This is a genomic window from Micromonospora ferruginea (assembly GCF_013694245.2).
Taxonomy (GTDB): domain Bacteria; phylum Actinomycetota; class Actinomycetes; order Mycobacteriales; family Micromonosporaceae; genus Micromonospora; species Micromonospora robiginosa.
Genome location: NZ_CP059322.2, coordinates 2,559,141 through 2,580,485 on the forward strand (window position 1 = coordinate 2,559,141; position 21,345 = coordinate 2,580,485).

Genomic DNA, 21,345 nt, shown 5'->3' on the forward strand with positions numbered 1-21,345 from the left:
TAGCCGGATCGGGCCGTCGCGCCGGTCACCGCCGCCGGTCGCGGTAGACGGTCTCCCGGCGGGCGACCCGCTGGATCGCGTAGCTGGCCACCAGGAGCAGCAGGGCGAGCACCACCTCGACGCCGGCGACCGGGCCGTTGGCGACGGTGAGGCCGAGCAGCAGGAGGATCAGGCCGACCACGGCCAGCAGGCCCGCCAGCAGCATGCGCTTCCGCCGCCGCGCCGAGCGGTCCTCGCCGTCTGCGCCCACCGTGCCCGCCTCTCGCCCGCCACTTCCGTCGAGCCTAGGCGCTGCCCGACCCGCCGGTGAGGGATACGGCCGGCCTCCCGGCCCCCGCCCGGCCTCGCTGGCAGGTGGGGGCCGGGCGCTGACCACGTCCGGCCGGTGGCCGAGACGCCGGGGGGCCGGCCGCCGTCGGCGGTCGGCCCCCCGGGGTCGGGCGGTGGATCAGTGGATCGGCACCGGCGTCGGCCGCTGCTCCTCCCCCGGCTCGCCGTCGAGCAGGTGCGACGGCTCGCGGCGGCGGGGCAGCAGGACGGCCGGGACGAAGGTGAGCAGCACCAGACCGAACGCCACCCAGAACGTGGTGGCGAAGGAGTTGGCCGCGAAGTCGAGGCCGCGCTCGATCAGCGACGGCGGCACCGGGAACTGCTGGGCCAGCTCGGGCTGCTGCTGCACGGCGATGGCGAGCTGCGCCTCGGTCACCGGGGCGCCGCTGCCCGGGTCGGTCACGCCGGGGATCGGCCGCGAGCCGTTCAGCTCGCTGGTGAGGATCACCGACATCACCGCCGCGCCGACCGAACCGCCGATCTGCTGGAGGATGTTGACCAGCGTTGAGCCCCGGGCCACCTCCGCGGCCTGCAAGGTCTTCAGCGCCGAGGTCATGATCGGCATCATGGTGCCGCCCATGCCAAGGCCCATCACGAACAGCGAGCCGCACAGCAGCAGGTAGGACGTGTCGGTGCCGAGCTGGGTGAAGGTGAAGAACCCGGCGGCGATGAGCACCAGCGCGAACGGCACGGTGCGGCCGACCGGCACCCGGTCGGCGAGCATGCCGGCGATCGGCATGGTGAGCATGGCGCCGATGCCCTGCGGCGCCATCAGCAGGCCGGCGGTCAGCGTCGTCTCGCCCCGGATCTGCAGGAAGTAGCTCGGGAACAGCAGGCCGGCGCCCATGAACGCGATGATGAAGACGAACAGGGTCACCGCGGCGACGGTGAGGTTGCGGTTGCGGAACAGCCGCAGGTCGAGCAGCGGGTGCCGGGGCCGGAACGAGTAGATCACGAAGGAGACGACGAGCGCCGCGCCGACCAGCATGGGCAGCCAGACCTCGGTGTCGGTGACCGTGCCCGCCTCGGGGAGCGAGGAGACGCCGTAGAGGAACAGCGCCAGGCCCGGCGAGAGCATCAGCATGCCGAGGAAGTCGAACGACTCGGACGGCTCGGGGGCGTCCTTCGGCAGCGCCAGCTGGGCGTAGATCAGCGCGACCAGACCGATGGGCAGGTTGATCAGGAAGATCCAGTGCCAGCTCGCGGTGTCGATCAGCCAGCCGCCGAGGATCGGGCCGCCGATCGGGCCGAGCAGCATCGGGATGCCGAGCACGGCCATCAGCCGGCCGATCCGGTGCGGGCCGGCGGCCCGGGTCATGATGGTCATGCCGAGCGGCATGAGCATGCCGCCGCCGAGGCCCTGGACGACCCGCCAGGCGATCAGCTCGCCGATCGAGTCGGCCGTGGCACACAGCCCGGAGCCGATGGTGAACAGCGCCAGCGCCACCATGTAGAGGCGCTTGGTGCCGAACCGGTCGGCGGCCCAACCGCTGAGCGGGATGACCGTGGCCAGGGCGAGGGTGTAGCCGGTCATGGTCCAGGCGACCCGCGCGTAGGACGCGTCGAACTCGCGCTGGAACGTCGGGATGGCCACGCTGACGACCGTCACGTCGAGGATCGACATGATCGCGCCGAGCACGACGACGCCGGCCACCTTGAGCACCGCGGCGTCGAGTTTGTTCGATGTCGCGACGGTTTGCTGGGTCACAGACAGTCTCCTGGTTCCGGTCCGGTCCGAGGGGTGGCGGCGCCACACGCACGCGGGACGCGCGGTGGGTCGAGGTCCGGCGAAAGCCTAGTCACGGACTGCGACATCGCGCGGCCGGTTTTGCCCAGAGGCGAACGCCCCCGACCCCCCGCACCAACCCCTATCCCCCACCCGCCCCCGCACAGCCCCCGCGAGCGATCCCTACGCCCGAAAAACCCCAACCCGCCCCTTTCCCGACCCCACCCCACCGTGACGAACGTCATGCCCTCCGCCCACCGCCTTCCCGTCGATCTTGGAGTTGTGGCGCCTGGAGTGCGGCTTATAGTGCTTTCGCGAGGCGCCACAAGTCCAAGATCGACGAGGTCAGCCTCGGGGCGCGGCGGCCAGCTTCGCCATCAGGGCCACCTCGGCGGTACGGGAGCGGTCGATGCGGGCGGCGAGGTCGCGTACCCGCTCGCTGGTGCCGGCGGCGACCTGGGCGCGGGCCAGCGCGGCGGCGGTGCGCTGGTGCGCGGCGAGCACGTCGAGCAGCACCCGGTCGACGTCGGCGGCCGGGGCGGCCCGCAGCCGGGCCAGGCCGGCGGCGGCGTCGCTGTGCCCGGTGTGGTCGTGGCGCGCCGCGGCGGCCGACGCCGAGGGGCCGGCCTCGCGCAGCCAGCCGCGCATGGTGGCCAGCTCGTCGGTCTCGGTGGCCCGGACGGCGGCGATCAGGGTACGCACCTCGGGATCGGTGACCCGGTCGAGCCCGACGGCGACGATCTCCAGGGTCTGCCCGGTGTGCGCCACCATCATGGCGAGGAAGAGCGCGTCGATGCCGCTGGTCGTGCCGTCGACGGCCGGCGCCGGCCGGGACGCGGCGGGTGCCGGCGACCCGCCACCGCAACCGGCGACACCGGCGGTGAGCAGGACGGCCAGCAGAGCGGCGAGCAAACGGCGCATGTCGGGCCTCCGATCGGGTTTCGGGCGCTAGCGGTCCGGACGCGCCGGACGGCCGCCCGAACGACTCCGGCGACGGACACGCCCGGCGGCGGGGCGACGAACGGCGGGCGCGAGGGGCGATGGGCGATGGGCAACAAGCGACGAGCGCCGAGCGCGAGGGGCAACAGGCGACGGGCGCCGGCGCCGGGCGCCGGGCCCGTCGGACGGCCGGGCGGGACCGGCCGACCGTCCGACGGACCTCGTGCGGCACTTCCTCGCACCGGGCCACGCCACCGCGCCGCGCGCGGGTCGTCCGACCCACCTCGGCGGCACGGCCCGGCGTCGCGCCCGGCGACCGGGTCAGATCTGCTGCCAGAGCGCCGGCACGTTCGGCGGTTCCCATCCGGCGATCGCGGTGTGCGCCTGGCGGCAGCGGTAGCTCGAGCCGGCATAGGTCACCGTGTCGCCGACCTGGTACGAGCGGCCGGCGGTCCAGGTGCCGCCCGGCACCGGCGAGCCGGTCGGCGACGGCGTGGGCGACGGCGCGGCGGTACGGGTGGGCGAGGGGTCGGCGTCGGGGTGGGGGTCGGGTTGCCGCCTCCGCCGCCGATCTGCAGGTCGACGCAGGAGTAGAACGCGTTGGCGGTGTCGCTGATGTTCCAGACCGCGAGCACCTTCTGCCGGCCGGTGTAGCCGCCCAGGCTGACGGTGTGCGAGACGGTGGCGTCGGGTTGACGGCCGCCGCCGTCGACGACCGCGACCCGGGTGTTGCCGATCCAGTACTCCCAGTTGGCGGTGGCGTGCCGGGCGGTGTTGACCCAGGTGAAGGTCACGGTGCTGCCGACCGTGGTGGCCGGCCAGTTGCGGCTGTCGTCGTTGAGCACCGCGAACTGGGCGATGTTGGCGTGGCAGGTCTTCAGGCCCTTGGGGCCTTCGACGCTCTGCGGCTCGTACTTGATCTGGCCGCAGTCGGGCACCCGGTTCTGCGCGCAGAGCGCCTGGCGGCTGAGCGGCCCGGAGACGTAGCCGTGGGCCTGCGCGGGCGCGGCGAGCGCCAGCCCGGCGGCGACCGCACCGGTGGTGAGCAGGGGCAGGGTGATTCTTCGACGCATGGCGGTGACTCCTTCGGGGGGAACGGAAGGTGTCACGAACATAAATTAAACCTTGTTAACAGTAAAGACTCCTATCTATAAATTAAGCCTTGAGCCCGGCGCGTCCCGCGTGGAATTCTGATCAGCACGCGGAGCCGATCGTCGTCCCAGGGCACCCGGGCGCCGGCAGGCATCCGGGCGGACGGCGCGACAGACCGGGAACCCCGCCTCTCGAAGGACACCCCCATGAGGAGATCCCTGCCCCGCGTGCGCCGCTGGACCGCGTACGCGGTGAGCCTGCTGCTCGTCACCACCACGCTCGCCACCGTGGAACCGCCCGCCGCCGGCGCCGCCGCCGACCCGGTCGCGGTGACCGTCAACGCCCGCGCCGGGCTGGCCACCGTGCCGGACACCGCGCTCGGCGTCAACCACGCCATCTGGGACGCCAAACTCGGCAGCCCCGAGACGTCCGACCTGCTCAAGGCCGCCGGCGTGAAGATGCTGCGCTACCCCGGCGGCTCGTACGCCGACATCTACCACTGGAAGACGCACACCGCGCCCGGCGGCTACGTCGCGCCGGACACCGACTTCGACACGTTCATGGCCGCCGCCCGCCGGGTCGGCGCGCAACCGATGATCATCGCCAACTACGGCACCGGCACGCCGGCCGAGGCGGCCGAGTGGGTGCGGTACGCCAACGTCACCAAGGGCTACGGCGCCAAGTGGTGGACCGTCGGCAACGAGAACTACGGCAACGGCCTCTACGGGTCGGCCTGGGAGGCCGACGACCACGCCGACAAGAGCGCCACCCAGTACGCCAAGCTGGTGATCGAGTACGCCGACGCGATGAAGGCGGTCGACCCGAGTGTCAAGGTCGGCGCGGTGCTCACCATGCCCGGCAACTGGCCGGACGGGATCACCGCCGGCGGTGACCCGGGCCCGTGGAACCGGACCGTGCTCTCGCTCGCCGGCCCGAAGATCGACTTCGTGGACGTGCACTGGTACCCGGGTGGCACCGCCGCCGAGTCGCTGACCCGGACCAACCAGCTCCCCGACGCCACCTGGCTGCTGCGTCAGCAGATCGACAGGTACGCCGGCGCGAACGCGGACCGGATCGGGATCAGCCTCACCGAGCTGAACGTCGACGCCGGCCGCACCACCCAGCCCGGCGCGCTGTTCCTCGCCGACGCCTACAGCGGCCTGCTGGAGCAGGGCGTGTTCACGGTGCAGTGGTGGAACGTGCACAACGGCATCGGCACCGTCTCCGAGGTGGCCGGGCAGACCGACTACGGCGACTTCGGGCTGCTCTCCAGCGGCGGCTGCACCAGCGACGGCGAGGTCTGCGAGCCGGCGTTCAACACGCCGTTCGCGCCCTACCACGCGCTGTCCATGATGAACCTGTTCGCCCGCCCCGGCGACCAGTTCGTCCGCGCCGGCACCGACCAGCCGCTGGTCGCCGCGCACGCGGTGCGCCGGCCGGACGGCGGCCTCGCGGTCCAACTGCTCAACAAGGACCCGGACACCGCCCACCCGGTGACGGTCGACTACGCCGGTTTCACCCCGGCGGACGAGGCGCCGACCGTGCACACGCTGACCAACGGCGCGAGCGGGGTGAGCACCGACCGCTCCGGCAGCGCGACCACCCGGACGCTGCCGCCGTACTCGCTGACCACGCTGGTGCTGCGACCGGCCGGCGGCTCCGCCGGGCGGCCCGGCGCCCCCGGGCGGCCGGCGGCGGGCGCGGTGACCGACCGCGCCGCGACCCTCTCCTGGCCGGCGGCGACCCCGGGCGCCGCGCCGATCGCCAAGTACGAGGTGTACCGGCAGTTCGGCGCGGTCAGCGAACAGCTCGGCGAGACCGCCGGCACGTCGTTCACCGTGCGCAACCTCGAACCGGGCACCCGCTACACGGTCAACGTGCTGGCCCGGGACACCGCCGGCCGGGTGTCCTGGTCGTCCCCGCCGCTGACGTTCGCCACCGGCAGCCCGGCCGCGAGCGGCTGCGCGGTGCGCTTTCACAACGACACCGACTGGGGCAACGGCTACGTGGCGACCGTCGAGGTGGTCAACACCGGCCCGGACGTGGTGGACGGCTGGACGCTGACCTGGACCTGGCCGACCGGCTGGCAGCAGGTGAGCAGCGGCTGGAACGCCACCTGGACGCAGACCGGCACGGAGGTCCGGGTGACCCCGACCGCCGACAACCGCCGGCTCGCCGCCGACGGCGGGAGCACAAGCGTCGGGTTCGTCGGCGCGTACGGCGGGCCGAACGTGCCGCCGGGCGTGTTCCGGCTCAACGGCACGGTCTGCACCGTCCGTTCCTGAGCCACAGCTCAGCCCCGGCCGGGTGGCCGGAGCCGGGCGTCGGCCGCCGTCGGGACCTTCGCGGTCCGGCGGCGGCCGGCGCGGCGCGGGGGCGGCACCACGTGCGGGCGCGGCGGCCCGGCCACCGGCGGGGGCGGCGACGCCTCCGGCGGTACGACTCGGGGCAGCGCGGCCAGGATCAGCGCGAGCAGGAGCACCGCGACCACCCCGTCGAGCCAGTAGTGGTTGCCGGTGGCGACCACCACCACGGCGGTGACCAGCGGGTGGGCCAGCCAGAGCCAGCGCCACCGGCCGGCGCTCACCCCCACCAGCGCCAGCGCCACCGCGAGCGCCCAGCCCACGTGCAGCGACGGCATCGCCGCGTACTGGTTGCTGAGCTGGTCGGCCTCCGGCGGCCCGTAGACGCTGGGGCCGAAGCGGCTGCCGGTGTCCACCAGGTGGGTGAGCGCGGTCAGTCGCGGCGGCGCGAGCGGGACGCAGACGTGCAGCACCAGCGCCGCGGCGGTCAGCACCGCGAGGGCCCGCCGCAGCCGCAGGTAGTGCGCCGGCCGGCGCAGGTAGAGCCAGACCAGGCAGAGCACGGTGGCCGGGAAGTGCACGTACGCGTAGTAGCTGTTGGCCAGCCGCACCGGCAGTTCGTGCGCCAGCAGCGGCGCCTGCACCAGCGCCTCGTCGGGCAGGTGCAGCAACCGTTCCAGCCACCAGATCCGCTCGCCGTTGGCCAGCGCGGTGCCGGCCCGCCCGGTGATCAACTGCCGGCCCACCTTGTAGGCGAGGAAGAGCACGGCGACCAGCGCCAGTTCGCGGGCCGCGCGGCGTACCGCGCCGGCCCGCGGGGACGTGGTCTCGGTGAGCTGCACGGGCTCCTCCTTCGGTGCCTCCCGGCACGGACCAGGGCCGCCGCCGGGGTCGGCGACGGCCCTGGGGTACGGCCTCAGCGGCGGGCGTGTTCCTCCCGGCCGGCCTGGTCGGCACTCACCCCGTCGAACGCGGGCGCCCCGTCGACCGCGTCGGCGCCCACCGCCACCGATCGACCGGTGTCCGGAAGATCAAGGCTGGAGCGCAGGGTAACCGGGCGCAGCAACAGCGCCGCCACGACGCCGACCACCGCGATGGCGGCCGAGATGAGGAAGATGTGCCCGGTCGCGTCGCCGTAGGCGGCCCGGACGATCTGCCGTACCGGCTCGGGCAGCGCGTCGAGGTTCAGCGTGCTGCCGCCGCCGCTGCCGGAGGTGGGGATGCCGGCCGCGGCCAGGTCGTGGGTGATCCGGTCGGTGACCCGCCGGGCCAGGACCGCGCCGAGCACCGAGACGCCGATGGTGCCGCCCAGCGAGCGGAAGAAGGCCACGGTTGCGCTGGCCGCGCCGATGTCCTTGAGCGCCACCGTGTTCTGCACCGCGAGCACCAGGTTCTGCATGGTCATGCCGACGCCGACACCGACGATGAACATGGCCACCCCGACGATGACCAGCGAGGTCTCGTGGTCGATGGTGCCGAGCAGGGCGAAGCCGGCGACCAGCACGATCGAGCCGAACACGATGTACGGCTTGATCCGGCCGGAGGTGGTGATCATCCGACCGGCCACGATCGAGGAGATCAGCACGCCGGCCATCATCGGGATGGTGAGCAGGCCGGCCTCGGTCGGGCTGTAGCCGCGGCCGATCTGGAAGTACTGGCCGAGGAAGACCGCGCCGCCGAACATCGCCATGCCGACCGCGAGGCTGCCCAGGATGGCCAGCGCGGTGGTGCGCTCGCGGACGATGTGCAGCGGCACCACCGGCTCGGCGGCCCGTGACTCGACCCGGACGGCGAGCGCGAGCAGCAGCAGCGAGCCGCCGACCATGGCGCCGGTCTGCCAGGAGAGCCAGGCGAACGAGTCGTCCACGAACGAGATCCAGATCAGCAGCACGCTGACCCCGGCGGCGATCAGCGCGGCGCCCAGGTAGTCGATCTTGACGTTCTGCCGGCGCACGGTGGGCAGGTTCAGCGTGATCTGGAGCAGGAACAGCGCGATGATCGCGACCGGCACGCCGACGAAGAAGCACCAGCGCCAGCCGAGCCAGGAGGTGTCCACGATGAGGCCGCCGAGCAGCGGGCCGCCGACCGTGGCGAGCGCCATGACGCCGCCCAGGTAACCGTTGTAGCGGCCCCGCTCGCGCGGCGGGATCATGGCCGCGATGGCGACCTGGACCAGCGCCTGCAGGCCGCCGACGCCGATGCCCTGGAAGGCCCGGGCGGCGATGAGCTGGCCGGCGCTCTGCGAGAAGCCGGCCGCGACGGAGCCGGCCAGGAAGACCACGATGGCGACCTGGATCAACAGCTTCTTGTTGAACAGGTCGGCGAGCTTGCCCCAGATCGGGGTGGTCGCCGTGGCGGTGAGCAGGGTGGCGGTGACCACCCAGGTGTACTGCGTCTGCGAGCCGTTGAGCGCTCCGATGATCTTCGGCAGGGCCGTGGAGACGACGGTGCTGCTCAGCATGGCCACGAAGAGCACCAGCAGCAGCCCGCTGAGTGCCTCCAGCGTCTGCCGCCGGCTCATGGGCGCGGCCTCGGCCGTCGCGGTGGGTGCGCTCATCGCGCGTCCTCCAGGTGTGTCGGATGGGGTGGCCGCCTTGGTTGCCTCAAGCAATCATCAACAAATCTTGCCCAGCAGGCAAGTTTGCCCATTGAGAAAAGGATCACGTACGCTGGCCGGCATGGAGGAGTGCACCGGCCTACGCGAGCGGAAGAAGGCGGCCACCCGCCTGGCGCTGCACGAGGCCGCGCTGCGGCTGGCCGTCGAGCACGGCCCCGACCGGGTCACCGTCGAGGCCATCGCGGACGCCGCCAACGTCTCCCGACGCACGTTCTCCAACTACTTCTCCGGCAAGGAGGAGGCGCTCTTCCACGGCGACACGCTGCGGCTGCGCCGGTTGCTGGCGCTGGTCGCGGAGCAGCCCACCGAGCTGCCGCCCTGGACCGCGCTGACCCGGGCGGCCGCGCTCCAGGCCGACGAGAGCTACGACGACCCGACCGAGCCCTGGCTGAACCGGCGCCGGCGGTTGCACGGCCACCCGAGCCTGGCCGCCCACCAGGTCGGCGCGTACGCGGCCATCGAGCGGGACCTCGCCGCCGAGATCGCCGGCCGGCTCACCGGCCCCGACGTGCCGGTGCGGGCGCGGGTGCTGGCGGCCACGTTCCTGGCCACGCTCCGCGTCGCCGCCCAACAGTGGATCGAGCACCCGGACGCGCCGCTGCGCGACGTGCTGCACGACGTCTTGGCGCACGCCGCCCCGGCCACCTCCGCCTACGCCGACTGAGCAGTCACCCGGCCGGCTCCGCCCGGGCCAGCCGCGCGTAGACGATGACGTTGTCCCGGTAGCTGTCCCGCTTCCGGTCGAACTCGCCGCCGCAGGTGATCAGGCGCAGCGCCGCGTGGTCGGTCGGGCCGTAGACGTCCTCGGTGGGGAACCGGTCCTTCGGGTGCTGCTCGACCCGGGTGACGACGAACACCGCGGTGCTGCCGTCGCGCCGCCGCACCGCCAGCGTGGTGTCCGGGCGCAACCGGGCCAGGTCGAAGAACGAACCCGCGCGCCCCTTCCAGTTCACGTGCCCGGCCAGCACCGCCGGCCCGAGCGCACCCGGCGCCGGCGCCCGGGTGAACCAGCCGACGTCGGTCGCGCTGTCCGGCACCTGCATCGCGCCGTCCGGGCCGAGCCCGAGCGGGACGATCGGTGCGTCCACCCGCAGGCTCGGGATGCGGACGCGCACCGGCGGGGAGTCGGCCATCAACGGCCCACTGGTCAGTGCGCCGGCCCGCCCGACCGGGCGCGGCGCCGGGGCCCGGCCGGTCGTCGGGGCCCCGCTCGTCACCGCCGGACGCGCCGCGTCCGGCGGGCGGTCGTCGGCCCGGGTGACGGCGTGACCAACGATGACGACGGCGGCGAGGGCGAGCAGGCCGGCCCCCGCCGCGAGCGCGGCGCGCTGACGGCGGGGGCCGGTGGCCGTACGCTCCTGCGGGTCGTCCACGACCGGCTCAGCCCTGCCGGCCGAGGCGACGCCGCGCCGCGACCAGCCCGAACGCGCCGAGCAACGCCACCCCGCCGGCGACGTACCCGCCGGTCGGGGTGGTCCCGGTGCTGCCGTCCCCGGTGGCCACGCCGCCGGCCGGCACCGAACCCGCGGCGGCGCCGCTGACCATGCCGCAGGTGGCCGGGTCGGTGGCCTCCTCCGGGATGCCGTTCACGCCCACCGACCTGGCGAACGTCGACTCGCCGAGCGCCGCCATGTCGTACTTCCCGTTGCGGTTGGCGTCGATGCCGTGCTGCACCAGGTGCAGGTCCTTGAGGTGGGCGATGGTGCCGGCCGGCAGGTCGGCGGCCGGGATGACCCGGTCGTAGGTCAGCCGGCCCTGGGCGTCCGCCTTGGGCATCCGGTCCACCGCCAGCCCGCTGGCGCGGGTGGTGTCACCGGTCGTGGTCAACGAGATGAAGATGTCGCCGTACATCTTCAGGCCCTCCTCGGTGCTGACGTAGCCGTCGCCGTCGGCGTCGGCGGACTTGTCCGGGCAGTGGAAGTCCATGCCGTTGACCGCGCCGTGGATGTGCTGCGCGTGCGGGGAGTTCGGCGTCATCCCGGTGGAGGTGATCCGCACCCGCAGGTCACCGCCGTCGGTAGCGGTGAGCGTCGCCGTGCCGGCGGCCCCGGTCTCGTTGAGGTCCAGCAGCGCCACCCGGACGCTCTCGTCGGCGTGCGCCACGCCGGGGAAGCTGAGTACGAGCGCCGCCGCCGGCAGCGCCAGCAGGGTTCGGGACAGTCTCACGGCTTTCTCCTCGTCGCCGGCCCCGGCTCGGCGCCGGGACGTGTCAGGCATTCGGAGCGGCCCGGCGACCGGATGGGTTCCCGCTCAGCCGGGGCGGCGGAAGCTCGCCAGCACCACCCGGTAGGTTTCCTGCTCCGCCGGCCACCGCCCGTCCGCGGTCACCCAGACCAGCCGGTGTCGGCCGGCGGCCCCGGCGCCGTTGGCCACCAGCCGGCGGGCGTGCAGCCGGCCGTCGGGACCGTCCCAGGTGTACTCCCACTCGGCCGCGCCGCCCGGCCGGATCACCGGCCCGATGCTGATCCGCTCGTACCCGGGCAGCCCGCCCGCCGCGCGCAGCCGTTCCGCCTCGCGGCGCCACAGCCCGCTCGGGTCCGCCGCCCGGGCGCCACCGACCTGCACCGCCAGCACCCGCGCCCCGGCCCGGTCCCGCAGGCAGACGACCGCGCCGGCGGTGTCGCGGGTCCAGCCGGCCGGCAGGGCGACCGCGAACCCGGCCCGGTCCCGGTGCCACAGCCACCCCGCCGGCAACCGGCCGCTGCCGGCGGGCGCCCGCCCGGCGACAACCGGCGTCGACACGGACGGCCGGGTGAGGCAGGGCGCGCCCGCCGCCCCCGCCGCCGAGCCCGCCCCGGCCCCGGTCGGCGTCGGACTCGCCCCGGCCGGCGTCGGACCCACCCCACCGGGCGGGCCCGGCGACGCGGAGCCGGCCGCCGTCGAGGCCGGGCCGGTCGCGGCGGGCTCGGCCGCCGTCGAGGCCGAGCCACCCCCGGTACCGTCGCGCCACTCACCGAGCGCGGTCCGTACGCCGGCGACCGCCACCCCGCCGGCCGCCGCCAGCGCCACCACCACCGTGGCCAGGGTGGCCGCGGACCGCCATCCGGTACGCCGGTCCGGCCCGCCGGTCGACACGCCCAGCGGCAGGACGTCGAGCTGCGGCGCGGGCGGCCGGCGGACGTCGTGGCCCCCGCCCGGCAGCACCTGCGTCACGTCGCCGCCCGCCGGAGCCGGTGTCCCGGCGCCGCCCCGCAGGACCTGGGTGACCTCCGACTCCGCCGGCAGCGACCGCATGAGGTCCGCTGCCGCCAGCGCCTGCGTGACGTCCGCGGCCAGGAGCGCCCGGGTGTCCGCCGCGCTCGACGGCAGCGACCGATCGGCCTGCGGCACCGGCAGCGCCCGCGGCACCTCTCCGACCGGCAACGACTGCGTCACCTCTCCGGCCGGTAGCAACTGGGTGACATCGTCCGCCGTCGCCGGCCGCGGTTCGCCCGCGTCGCTCCCGGGCGACCGCGACGGCTCGACGCCCGGCGTCCGGTCCGCGCCCTCGACGAGCCGGGACGGCGGGCGCAGCCGGCCGAGTCCGCGGCGGCCGTCGAGGCCGGCGACCCGGCGCAGCATCCGGGCCGCCTCGCCGGCGGTCAGCCGCTGCCGCTCGTCGCGGGCGAGCAGGCCGCCGACGACCGGGGCGAGCGGGCCGGCGCGGCGCATCCGGTCCGGCGGCTCGGTCGCCATGGCCAGCAGCGTCGCCATGGTGCCGTCCCGCCGGTACGGTGGTCGCCCCTCGACCGCGGTGTAGAGCGTGGCGCCCAGCGCCCACAGGTCGGTGCCCGGCGAGGACACGCCCCGGCGGACCCGCTCCGGCGCCACGTACTGCGGGGTGGCCGTGATCCCCCACGACCGGCTCAGCGCCGCCGCGCCCTCCACCGCCGCCACGCCGAAGTCACCGAGCAGCGCCCGGCCGTCGGCGGCGACCAGCACGTTGCGCGGCGTCACGTCACGGTGCAGCACGCCGACGCGGTGCGCCGCGCGCAGCGCCTCCACCAGCTCGACGCCGATGCGGGCGACCACCCGCGGCGGCAGCGGGCCGTCGTCGGTGACGATCCGGTGCAGCGACCGGGACGGCACGTACTGCATGACGATCCAGGGCCGGCCGTCGGCGGTGATGACGTCGTGCACGCGTACCACGTTGGGGTGGTCCAGGCGGGCGGCGGCCCGCGCCTCGCGCAGGGTGCTGTCGTGCAGCTCGGCGGTCTCCTGCGGTGACGCGCCGGCCCGGGGCAGCACCTCCTTGACCGCGACGTCGCGGTCGAGCAACTCGTCGCGGGCCAGCCACACCCGCCCCATGCCGCCCTGCCCGACGCAGCGCACCAGGCGGTAGCGCCCCACACGCTCGAGATGGTCCGTCACACAGGGGATTCGGCGCCGGTGAGGCTGCGGATGGGTGGCCGGCCCACCGAATCCGACCCGGTCCCTGAGCTGGGCTGACACACTCTCTCGGTGGGCGGCGACCGGTGGCGCAAGGGGCTCGGGCCCGCGGCCCGGGTCGCCCCCGCCACCCGGGTGGACAAGTTCGAGATCTTCTTCGACCTCGTCTTCGTGGTCTCGTTCTTCATCATCACCCGGGCCACCGCCGCCAACGTGACCGTGCGGGAACTGCTGCACGCGCTGCTGGTGCTCGCGGTGCTGTGGTGGTGCTGGGTGGTGCACAGCGCGGTGGCCGCCCGACTGCGGCTCGGCGAGGGCTTCGTGCCGATCCTCATGGTGGTCGGCATGGTCGCGTTGTTCACGTTCGCACTGGCGCTGCCGCAGACGTTCGGCGGCCAGGGCCAGGGCACGGCCGGCCCGATCCTGGTCGTGGTCAGCTACGTGGCGATCCGGATCGTGCACACGCTGCTGTACTGGTACGCCACCCGCGGCGACCCGCCGGCCCGGCGCAAGGTGTGGCTGTTCCTGCCCGAGGTGCTGCTCTCCACCTGCCTGCTGCTGGTGGCCGCGCTGCTGCCGCCGCACGTCGACCCGGACACCGGACCGTGGCTGCGCGACGGGCTGTGGATCGCGGTGGTGGTGATCCAGTACAGCAGCGGCCTGCTGGCCGGCACCGACGGCTGGAAGATCACCTCTGCCGAGCACTGGACCGAACGGTACGACCTGATCCTGATCATCGCGCTCGGCGAGTCGGTCATCTCGGTCGGCGTCGGTGGCAACCTGCTGGGCAAGCCGGTGACCTGGCCGGCCATCCCGGCGGCGATCTGCGGGATCCTGTTCACCGCCGCGCTCTGGTGGGCGCACTTCGACATGATCGGACCGGCCGCCCGGATCGCGCTGCACGCCGCCCAGGGCCATCCTCGGGTGGCCATGGCCCGCGACGCGTACGCCTATCTCTACCTGCCGATGATCGCCGGCGTGATCCTGTTCGCGATCGGTGCCGAGGAGTTGGTCCGGATCGTCACCGACCCGGTCGGCGGGGTGGCGGAACGGGGCCACGGACCGGCGGTGCCGTTGCTCTTCGTCGGCGTGATGCTCTATCTCGCCGCCAACATGGCGTTCCAGTGGCGCACGCTGCGGACGCTGTCGTGGAGCCGGGTCGGCGCCGTGGTCGTGCTGGCGGCCGGGCTGCCCGTCGGCCGGCACCTGCCGGCGCTCGGCGCGCTCGCCCTGGTCACCGTCATCTGCCTGGCGCTGGTCGCGGTCGAGCTGGTGGTCTTCGCGGACGCGCGCGCCGCGCTGCGCCGGGTGGTGCACCAGGAGCGGGTCAGCGCCGAGCAGAGCGAGGCCGCCTGGCGGGCCCGCTGGCACGACGGCGAGTCGGAGTGATCCGACCACCACGGCCGGCCGGACGGCCCGGGCCTTAGAGTCTCCGCGTGATCGAGATCGCCACCGAGGTCGACCTGTTCCACCCGCCCGCCCGCGTCTGGCAGGCGTTGACCGAGCGGGCGCTGCTGGCCAAGTGGTTCGCCGACAGCTCGTCCCGGGACGACCACTGGACGCTGGCGACCGCCGCGCTTCCCGGCTACGACGTCGACACCGAGGTGGAGGTGGTCGAGGTGCGCGCCCCGGGCCGGCTGGTGGTGCGGTGCCGGGAAGCCGACCGGGCCACCCGGCTGGCGTGCGATCTCACCCCCACGGCGCACGGCACCCGGCTCTCCGTGCGCGAGGTCCTGGAGGACGGCGACTGGGACGCCGACGCCCGCGCCGAGCAGCACGAACGGGCGTTGACCGGGCGGCTGCCGGCGATCCTCGACTGGCTCGCCTTTCAGGAGGTGGACCTGCGCCGCGCCGAGGGCGGCCTGACCGCGGAACTGCCGGTGGTCCCCCTGCGCGGCCCGGGACGCGGCCGGTCCCGCCGCCGGATCATGCTGGCCGCCGGCGCGGTGACCGTGCTCGCCGCCACCACCGGCGCCGCGCTGTGGACGACCCGGGACACCCCGCCCGCGCCGGCCGCACCGCCACCGTCCACGCCGCCGCTGGTCATGCCCACCACCGCCGCCGCCGCGTCACCGCGGCCCACGACCGCCCGGCCCACGCCGAGCCCCACCCGGCGCAGCGCCTCCCCGCACCGTCGGCGTCCCGCTCCCCAGCCGTACGCCGAGCCCGCCGCCGCCGGCCGCCGTGCCGCTGACCGCCACCTACGAGACGGTCACCGACCGGGTCTTCGGCTATCGGGGCGAGGTGGTGCTGCGTAACCCCGGCCCGGCGGCCCGCGCCCAGTGGACGGTGACCGTGACGATCGGCGACGGCGCCACGGTGGGCTCGGTGGCCGGGGCCGAGGTGGCGCAGGACGGTTCGGTGCTCACGTTCACCGGTGACGCGCTGCCGCCCGACGGCTCGACCACCATCCGCTTCGACGTCCGCGACCCGGACCCCTGCACGACGCCCCCGAGTCCTGCGCCGCCGACGGCACCCCTGCACCACCCCTGACCCACCCCACCCCCACCCCCACCCCCACCCCCGCCTCGTCGATCATGAAGTTGGCGGCACGCGCCGCCCCTTTGTCCAACGTCAACTTCATGATCGACGGTGCGGTCGGGGGATCGGGGTTGGTCTTTGCTCACTTTCTCCCGTTGAGTGCATGGGAGCGCTCCCGTAACATGCCTGTCGCGGCTGTTAACGTTCACAAAATGATCAGAGTGACGAATGCATGGCCGCCACCACCACAGGAGGAATCGTTATGTCTAGATCCAGGGCCGCCAATGTCGGTCTGGTGTCGGCCGGCGTCGCGCTGCTCGCGTCGGCCGGGGTCGTCGCGGCGCTGCCGGCCGGCGCCGCCGCCGCGGGCTGTTCGGTCAAGTACACCGTGTCGTCGCAGTGGGGCGGCGGCTTCGGCGCCGAGGTCGCCATCACGAACCTCGGCGACCCGCTGTCGAGCTGGACGCTCACCTGGTCCTACGGCGCCGGCCAGACCGTCACCCAGGCGTGGAACGCGACCGTCACCCAGAGCGGGGCGGCCGTCACCGCCAAGAACGTGAGCTACAACGGGTCCGTCCCCACCAACGGCACCACGTCGTTCGGCTTCAACGGCGCCTGGACCAGCAGCAACCCCGCCCCGACCAGCTTCGCGCTCAACGGGGTCACCTGCACCGGCGGGACCACCACCCCGACCGGCTCACCGACGACCGCGCCGCCGCCCTCCACGCCCCCGCCGACCACGCCGCCGCCGACCGGCACGTGCAATCTGCCGTCGTCGTACCGGTGGTCGTCGACCGGCCCGCTGGCGCAGCCCAAGTCGGGCTGGGCGTCGCTGAAGGACTTCACCGTCGCGCCGTACAACGGCCGGCACCTGGTGTACGCCACCACGCACGACTTCGGCTCGTCCTGGGGCTCGATGAACTTCAGCCCGTTCACCAACTGGTCGGACATGGCGTCGGCCAGCCAGAACGGCATGAACCAGGGCACCGTCGCGCCGACGCTGTTCTACTTCGCCCCGCGCAACATCTGGGTGCTGACCTACCAGTGGGGCGGCACGGCGTTCTCCTACAAGACCTCGTCCGACCCGACCAACCCCAACGGGTGGTCGTCGGCGCAGCCGCTGTTCACCGGCAGCATCTCCGGCTCCGGCACCGGTCCGATCGACCAGACGATCATCGGTGACGACCAGAACATGTATCTGTTCTTCGCCGGCGACAACGGCAAGATCTACCGGGCCAGCATGCCGATCGGCAACTTCCCCGGCAGCTTCGGCTCGACCTACACCACCATCATGAGCGACACGCAGGCGAACCTGTTCGAGGCGGTACAGGTCTACAAGCTCCAGGGCCAGACCCGCTACCTGATGATCGTCGAGGCGATGGGCGCCCAGGGTCGCTACTTCCGGTCGTTCACCGCCACCAGCCTGAGCGGCTCGTGGACGCCGAACGCGGCGACCGAGAGCAACCCGTTCGCCGGCAAGGCCAACAGCGGCGCCACCTGGACCAACGACATCAGCCACGGCGATCTGATCCGCAGCACGGCCGACCAGACCATGACCGTGGACCCCTGCAACCTGCAACTGCTCTACCAGGGCCGCGCCACCAACTCCGGCGGCGACTACGGCCTGCTGCCCTACCGTCCGGGCCTGCTGACCCTCCAGCGCTGACGGCTTCGCCGCAGCACGTCACCAGGGCCGAGTCTCGCGGAACGCGGGCGGGGGCAGCCGAAACGGCCGCCCCCGCCCGTTCGCGCCGGTCAGCCGCTGTACGTCTCGAACTCGCCGACCTTGGGCGTACCGTTCGAGCTGTTGATCTTGAAGTTGATCTTCTTCAGTGAGGTGGCCGCGAAACTGACGGCGCCCGCCCCGGTCCCGGAGGCCAGCACGGCCCCGGTGTCGTTGTTGACGAGCTGCCACGAGCCGATCGAGCCCTGGGTGCCGGACGGCTCGCGGATGACCACCCGCGAGACCGTGGTGGCCGAACCCCACTTGATCGAGATAGTGCCGGTGGCCCCGGACGGTGACCAGTACGTGCCCAGGTTGCCGTCGCGCACGTTGCCGTAGCTGGTGCCGTCAGCCTTGCTGGAACCGTCGGCGCCGGCGCCGGAGGCGAGGCTCAGGTTGGTGCCGCTGGGCGGCGGCGGGCTGGTGGTCGTCGGCGGCGGGGTGGTCGGCGCGGGGGTGGTCGGCGCGGGCGTGGTGGGCGGCGGGGACTGCGGCGTGCAGTTGCCGTCCGACACCCGCAGCCCGGTGTTGGCGCCCGCCGTCTGCCGGACGATGTCCGGTACGCAGCTCGCGCCGTCCAGCCGGTACGAGTAGGGGATGCTGACCGTGGTGGTGGACGTCGGGTTCGGCCCGGCCGGGTAGTTCTCGTTGCCGGCGGCCGACCAGGTCACGTTGTCGAAGATGTTGCCGGCGACCTGCCAGGTGCCGCGCTCGTTGGTGTAGAACGTGCCGAGCACGTCCTTGGAGTTACGGAAGTAGTTGTTCTCCACCTTGGCCCGGGCGCCGGCGCGGGAGTTGATGCCGGACTCGTGCAGGCCGGTGTAGTGGTTGTTGTACATGTGGGCGACGCCGCCGCGCAGCAGCGGCGTACGGGAGTCGATGTTCTCGTAGAGGTTGTGGTCGAACGTGACGAAGCCGTTCGAGCGGTCGCTCTCGCTGGAGCCGATCAGACCGCCCCGGCCGGAGTTGCGCAGGATGCTGTAGGACAACGTCACGTACTGGGTGTCGTCCTTCATGTCGAACAGGCCGTCGAAGCCCTCCGCCTCGCCACCGGACGCCTCCAGCGTGACGTGGTCGACCCAGATGTTGCGGACGGTGCTCTCCATGCCGATGGCGTCGCCGCCGTTGGAGGTGGGCGAGCCCGACTTCTTCACGTTCCGCACCGTGACGTTCTGGATGATGATGTTGCGCGAGTCGCGGATGTGGATGCCGAGTTGGTCGAAGACCGCGCCGCCGCCCACCCCGATGATGGTGACGTTGCTGATCTGCTTCAGCTCGATCACGCCCGCCGCGGTGTTGCAGCTCGAACCGGACACCTTGGCGGTGTTCCCGTGGTTGATGGTCCCGGAGACCTCGATGATGATCGGGGTGCTGCTGCTGGCCCGGTTGCACAGTGCCGTGTGGATCGCGGTCCCGGTGGTGGCGCGTACCGTCTGCCCGCCCGCACCGCCGGTGGTCCCGCCGTTCTGGGTCGCGTAGCCGGTGGCGGTCCCGGCCGCCGCCGACGCCTGCGGCGTCGGCATGGCCACGGCGACCGCGACCCCCACCACCGCCGTGGCCAACGTGGCCTGAAGTCGCAGCACGACTGTTCGTCTCATTGACGCCTCGTTTCGTTTTCGCGCACGCCGGATCGACCGGCTGCCGCCGAACGGAAAAGGTGAATTGCCGCGACGCGATCAGGCGCGCCGCCAGCGGCGTTCGTCCATTCGCGGTACCCGGCCCGCAAATGAAACATCGATGTCACGCAATCGTAAGAAAGCGCTTTCGCTCAGGGCAAGGGTTGGCGTTTGCAGGTTTTTTGCAGAGACCTGGCCTCGCCGGACTGGTAGATGGACGCCCACGAAGGCTGCGGCCCCTCCGTCGTCGGAGGGGCCGCAGCCGGTTCTGGTCGGTCTTGAGGGGGGCGACCCTACGTCGTGACGATCAGACCACCGTGCAGGCGACGCCGTTGAGGGTGAAGGCAGTCGGCTCAGCGGTGTTGCCGCTGGTGTTGGCCTGGAAGCCGATGTTGATGGTGGCCCCGGGGGCGATCGCGGCGTTGTAGTCGACGTTGCGGGCACTCACCTGGCCGCTGGACGGCGAGTAGGTGGCACCCCAGCCCGAGGTGATCGACTGACCCGAGGGCAGGTTGAAGGCCAACGTCCAGCCGTTGATCGCCGAGGTGCCGGTGTTGGTGATGTCGATGCTGGCCGTGAAGCCGGAGCCCCAGGAGTTCATCGTGTAGGCGACCCGGGGACCCGTGCCCCCACCCGGGGTCGGGGTGACGGTGGGCGTGGGGGTGGGCGTGGGGGTCGGGCTCGGCGGCGGGGTGCCGTTCACGCCGGCCACGAAGGTCATGATGCTTCGGGCGGGCAGGGTGACGGTGAGGGAGCCGTTCGACATGGTGAGCGCGCCCTGGGGTGCGACCGTCCGGCTCGCGTCGGTCAGCCAGTTCGAGACGCTGCCGGAGGCGGTGGCGCCTGACAGGGTGAACTGCTGACTCACCGAGGAGGTGTTCTTGTTGACGGCGACGATGACGACGGTGTCGCCGCCCCGGTACGCCGAGACGTAGACGTTCGACGCCGGGTTCGCCGTCGCGTCGACCCGGGTGTAGCCGGGCCGAACGAACCGGGCGAAATGCGCCATCATGGCACCACGCTTGCTGACCTGGCCGTCCTCCCGCATGGGGCCGTAGCTGCGCCGCAGGTACCACCAGACGTACGCCTGGAACTCGGCGTCCACCATGGCGCGATGGATGTGCTCACCCACGTCGAGCGCCTCGGGCCAGGCGTCGCCCGAGTTGGTGTTGCTGTTCGGGTAGTAGACCTCGGTCATCCACAGCTCTTTGCCCGCACCCTTCTGCTTGAAGAGGGGGTACGGGAAGTTCGAGTACGACGTCCCGTAGAGGTGGGCCCCGATGATGTCCACGTTGGCCAGTGCCGTGGGGTCGTTGAGAATCGGGTCGGACATGGACTTGACGTACTGGAACGACTCGGGCGCCATGACCCGGGTGCTGATCGAGCCGGCGTTCTCCCGCAGGAACCGGACCATCTCGGCGGAGGTCCACCACGTCCAGTCGTGTGCGTAGTCGGGCTCGTTCTGCACGGAGATGCTGTAGAGGGGCACCCCGTTGTTGCGCATGTACGTGGTGAAGTCGTTGAGGTGCTGCGCATAGGCGGCGTACGAGCTGTAGCGGAGCCGCTTCGCGTTGGTCTGGCTGCCGCGGGTGAAGGTCTCGATCATGCTGGCGGGCGGGTTCCACGGTGAGGCGAAGACGGTCACCCCGAGCTCGGCCGCGCGCTTCGCCGTCGCGAGGTCACGACCGAAGTCAGCCGAGCTCTCGCCGACGGGAATCCGCAGGATGGAGAAGCCCAGCCGCCCCTCGCCGGTGCCGAATGCCGTCTCCCGCTGGGCTGCCGTCAGGTCGCCGATCCAGGCCGCATGGGCCATGGCGCCGTAGCCCTTGATCGTCTGCCGCTGCGCCGACAGGTTGACGGTGGCCGGCGCGGCCGAGGCTCCCGTGGCTCCCAGCAGCGTGGTGGCCGCTGCCGAGACCGGCACCGCCCCCATCGTCATCAGGACGGCTCTCCGGCTCAGCAATCGCCGCGCGCCGCCGGCCGGCCCGTTCTGGTCGTGCGTCATTCTGCGTCCTCCTGGCTGGTGGTGGTGATCCGCGCATGCCGCGGTCCGGTTCCGGACCGGTCGGCACCGCCCCTCCAGCGTCGCCCTGGGGACTGCCCTTGACCCCGGCGTCAATGACCCGTCGGCCCTCATCGACTGACGCCGC

Annotated in this window: 16 protein-coding genes and 1 pseudogene; 6 read left to right on the top strand and 11 right to left on the bottom strand. The window is 73.0% G+C overall.

Annotation, left to right across the window (positions count from 1 at the left end):
- Positions 1-25: 25 nt before the first annotated feature.
- From H1D33_RS10705 to H1D33_RS10720, 4 genes and pseudogenes are all read right to left on the bottom strand, one after another.
- Positions 26-250 carry a hypothetical protein gene (locus H1D33_RS10705; RefSeq protein WP_246411451.1) on the bottom strand — a complete coding sequence of 75 codons (225 nt, stop codon included), beginning with the start codon at positions 248-250 and terminating at the stop codon, positions 26-28.
- Between the two features lie 198 nt (positions 251-448).
- Positions 449-2,038, bottom strand: a complete 1,590-nt coding sequence (locus H1D33_RS10710; protein ID WP_181568208.1) for a DHA2 family efflux MFS transporter permease subunit — start codon at positions 2,036-2,038, stop codon at positions 449-451.
- Positions 2,039-2,401: 363 nt separating this feature from the next.
- Entirely contained in the window at positions 2,402-2,977 is a 576-nt protein-coding gene (locus tag H1D33_RS10715; RefSeq protein WP_181568207.1) for a DUF305 domain-containing protein, read from the bottom strand.
- 339 nt (positions 2,978-3,316) lie between these two features.
- A pseudogene (locus H1D33_RS10720) lies at positions 3,317-4,068 on the bottom strand (lytic polysaccharide monooxygenase).
- 225 nt (positions 4,069-4,293) lie between these two features.
- Here H1D33_RS10720 and H1D33_RS10725 point away from each other — a divergent pair.
- Positions 4,294-6,372, top strand: coding sequence for a cellulose binding domain-containing protein (locus H1D33_RS10725; RefSeq protein WP_181568206.1), 2,079 nt, complete (start codon positions 4,294-4,296; stop codon positions 6,370-6,372).
- 8 nt (positions 6,373-6,380) lie between these two features.
- Here H1D33_RS10725 and H1D33_RS10730 read toward each other — a convergent pair whose 3' ends face one another.
- Together H1D33_RS10730 and H1D33_RS10735 are read right to left on the bottom strand one after the other, a co-directional pair.
- Positions 6,381-7,232 carry a phosphatase PAP2 family protein gene (locus H1D33_RS10730; protein ID WP_181568205.1) on the bottom strand — a complete coding sequence of 284 codons (852 nt, stop codon included), beginning with the start codon at positions 7,230-7,232 and terminating at the stop codon, positions 6,381-6,383.
- Positions 7,233-7,306: 74 nt separating this feature from the next.
- Positions 7,307-8,947 (bottom strand): MDR family MFS transporter, encoded by a 1,641-nt coding sequence (locus H1D33_RS10735; protein WP_181568204.1) that lies wholly within the window; start codon positions 8,945-8,947, stop codon positions 7,307-7,309.
- 121 nt (positions 8,948-9,068) lie between these two features.
- Here H1D33_RS10735 and H1D33_RS10740 point away from each other — a divergent pair, with 121 nt between their 5' ends.
- A complete protein-coding gene (locus tag H1D33_RS10740; RefSeq protein ID WP_181568203.1) occupies positions 9,069-9,671 on the top strand; it encodes a TetR/AcrR family transcriptional regulator in 603 nt (200 codons plus the stop codon).
- A 4-nt stretch (positions 9,672-9,675) separates the two neighbouring features.
- Here H1D33_RS10740 and H1D33_RS10745 read toward each other — a convergent pair whose 3' ends face one another.
- The 3 genes from H1D33_RS10745 to H1D33_RS10755 form a co-directional block, all read right to left on the bottom strand.
- Positions 9,676-10,380 (bottom strand): class F sortase, encoded by a 705-nt coding sequence (locus tag H1D33_RS10745; RefSeq protein ID WP_220138674.1) that lies wholly within the window; start codon positions 10,378-10,380, stop codon positions 9,676-9,678.
- Between the two features lie 7 nt (positions 10,381-10,387).
- Positions 10,388-11,173, bottom strand: coding sequence for an LPXTG cell wall anchor domain-containing protein (locus H1D33_RS10750; RefSeq protein WP_220138673.1), 786 nt, complete (start codon positions 11,171-11,173; stop codon positions 10,388-10,390).
- Positions 11,174-11,257: 84 nt separating this feature from the next.
- Positions 11,258-13,357: a serine/threonine-protein kinase gene (locus tag H1D33_RS10755; RefSeq protein WP_307755389.1), complete on the bottom strand. Its 2,100-nt coding sequence runs from the start codon at positions 13,355-13,357 to the stop codon at positions 11,258-11,260.
- Positions 13,358-13,447: 90 nt separating this feature from the next.
- On the opposite strand from H1D33_RS10755, the gene H1D33_RS10760 reads away from it, so the two are divergent.
- The 4 genes from H1D33_RS10760 (at position 13,448) to H1D33_RS10775 (ending at position 17,522) form a co-directional block, all read left to right on the top strand.
- Complete coding sequence (locus H1D33_RS10760) at positions 13,448-14,764, top strand: low temperature requirement protein A (RefSeq protein WP_181568200.1); 1,317 nt, start codon at positions 13,448-13,450, stop codon at positions 14,762-14,764.
- A gap of 47 nt (positions 14,765-14,811) precedes the next feature.
- On the top strand, positions 14,812-15,633 hold the full coding sequence (locus H1D33_RS10765) for an SRPBCC family protein (RefSeq protein ID WP_246411450.1): 822 nt from the start codon (positions 14,812-14,814) through the stop codon (positions 15,631-15,633).
- Positions 15,620-15,868: a hypothetical protein gene (locus tag H1D33_RS10770; RefSeq protein ID WP_307755390.1), complete on the top strand. Its 249-nt coding sequence runs from the start codon at positions 15,620-15,622 to the stop codon at positions 15,866-15,868. The genes H1D33_RS10765 and H1D33_RS10770 overlap by 14 nt, the downstream gene beginning before the upstream one ends.
- Positions 15,869-16,118: 250 nt before the next feature.
- Positions 16,119-17,522 (top strand): non-reducing end alpha-L-arabinofuranosidase family hydrolase, encoded by a 1,404-nt coding sequence (locus tag H1D33_RS10775; protein WP_181568199.1) that lies wholly within the window; start codon positions 16,119-16,121, stop codon positions 17,520-17,522.
- 89 nt (positions 17,523-17,611) lie between these two features.
- Here the strand turns inward: H1D33_RS10775 and H1D33_RS10780 are convergent, their stop codons facing one another.
- Positions 17,612-19,177 (bottom strand): pectate lyase family protein, encoded by a 1,566-nt coding sequence (locus H1D33_RS10780; protein WP_181568198.1) that lies wholly within the window; start codon positions 19,175-19,177, stop codon positions 17,612-17,614.
- A gap of 325 nt (positions 19,178-19,502) precedes the next feature.
- Positions 19,503-21,200 (bottom strand): glucuronoarabinoxylan endo-1,4-beta-xylanase XynC, encoded by a 1,698-nt coding sequence (xynC, locus tag H1D33_RS10785; RefSeq protein ID WP_181568197.1) that lies wholly within the window; start codon positions 21,198-21,200, stop codon positions 19,503-19,505.
- Between the last annotated feature and the right edge of the window lie 145 nt (positions 21,201-21,345).

Coding starts and splice junctions, on each gene's coding strand:
- H1D33_RS10735 (WP_181568204.1), bottom strand. CDS start 8,947: ATGAGCGCACCCACCGCGACGGCCGAGGCCGCGCCCATGAGCCGGCGG.
- xynC (WP_181568197.1), bottom strand. CDS start 21,200: ATGACGCACGACCAGAACGGGCCGGCCGGCGGCGCGCGGCGATTGCTG.
- H1D33_RS10780 (WP_181568198.1), bottom strand. CDS start 19,177: ATGAGACGAACAGTCGTGCTGCGACTTCAGGCCACGTTGGCCACGGCG.
- H1D33_RS10740 (WP_181568203.1), top strand. CDS start 9,069: ATGGAGGAGTGCACCGGCCTACGCGAGCGGAAGAAGGCGGCCACCCGC.
- H1D33_RS10725 (WP_181568206.1), top strand. CDS start 4,294: ATGAGGAGATCCCTGCCCCGCGTGCGCCGCTGGACCGCGTACGCGGTG.
- H1D33_RS10715 (WP_181568207.1), bottom strand. CDS start 2,977: ATGCGCCGTTTGCTCGCCGCTCTGCTGGCCGTCCTGCTCACCGCCGGT.
- H1D33_RS10775 (WP_181568199.1), top strand. CDS start 16,119: ATGTCTAGATCCAGGGCCGCCAATGTCGGTCTGGTGTCGGCCGGCGTC.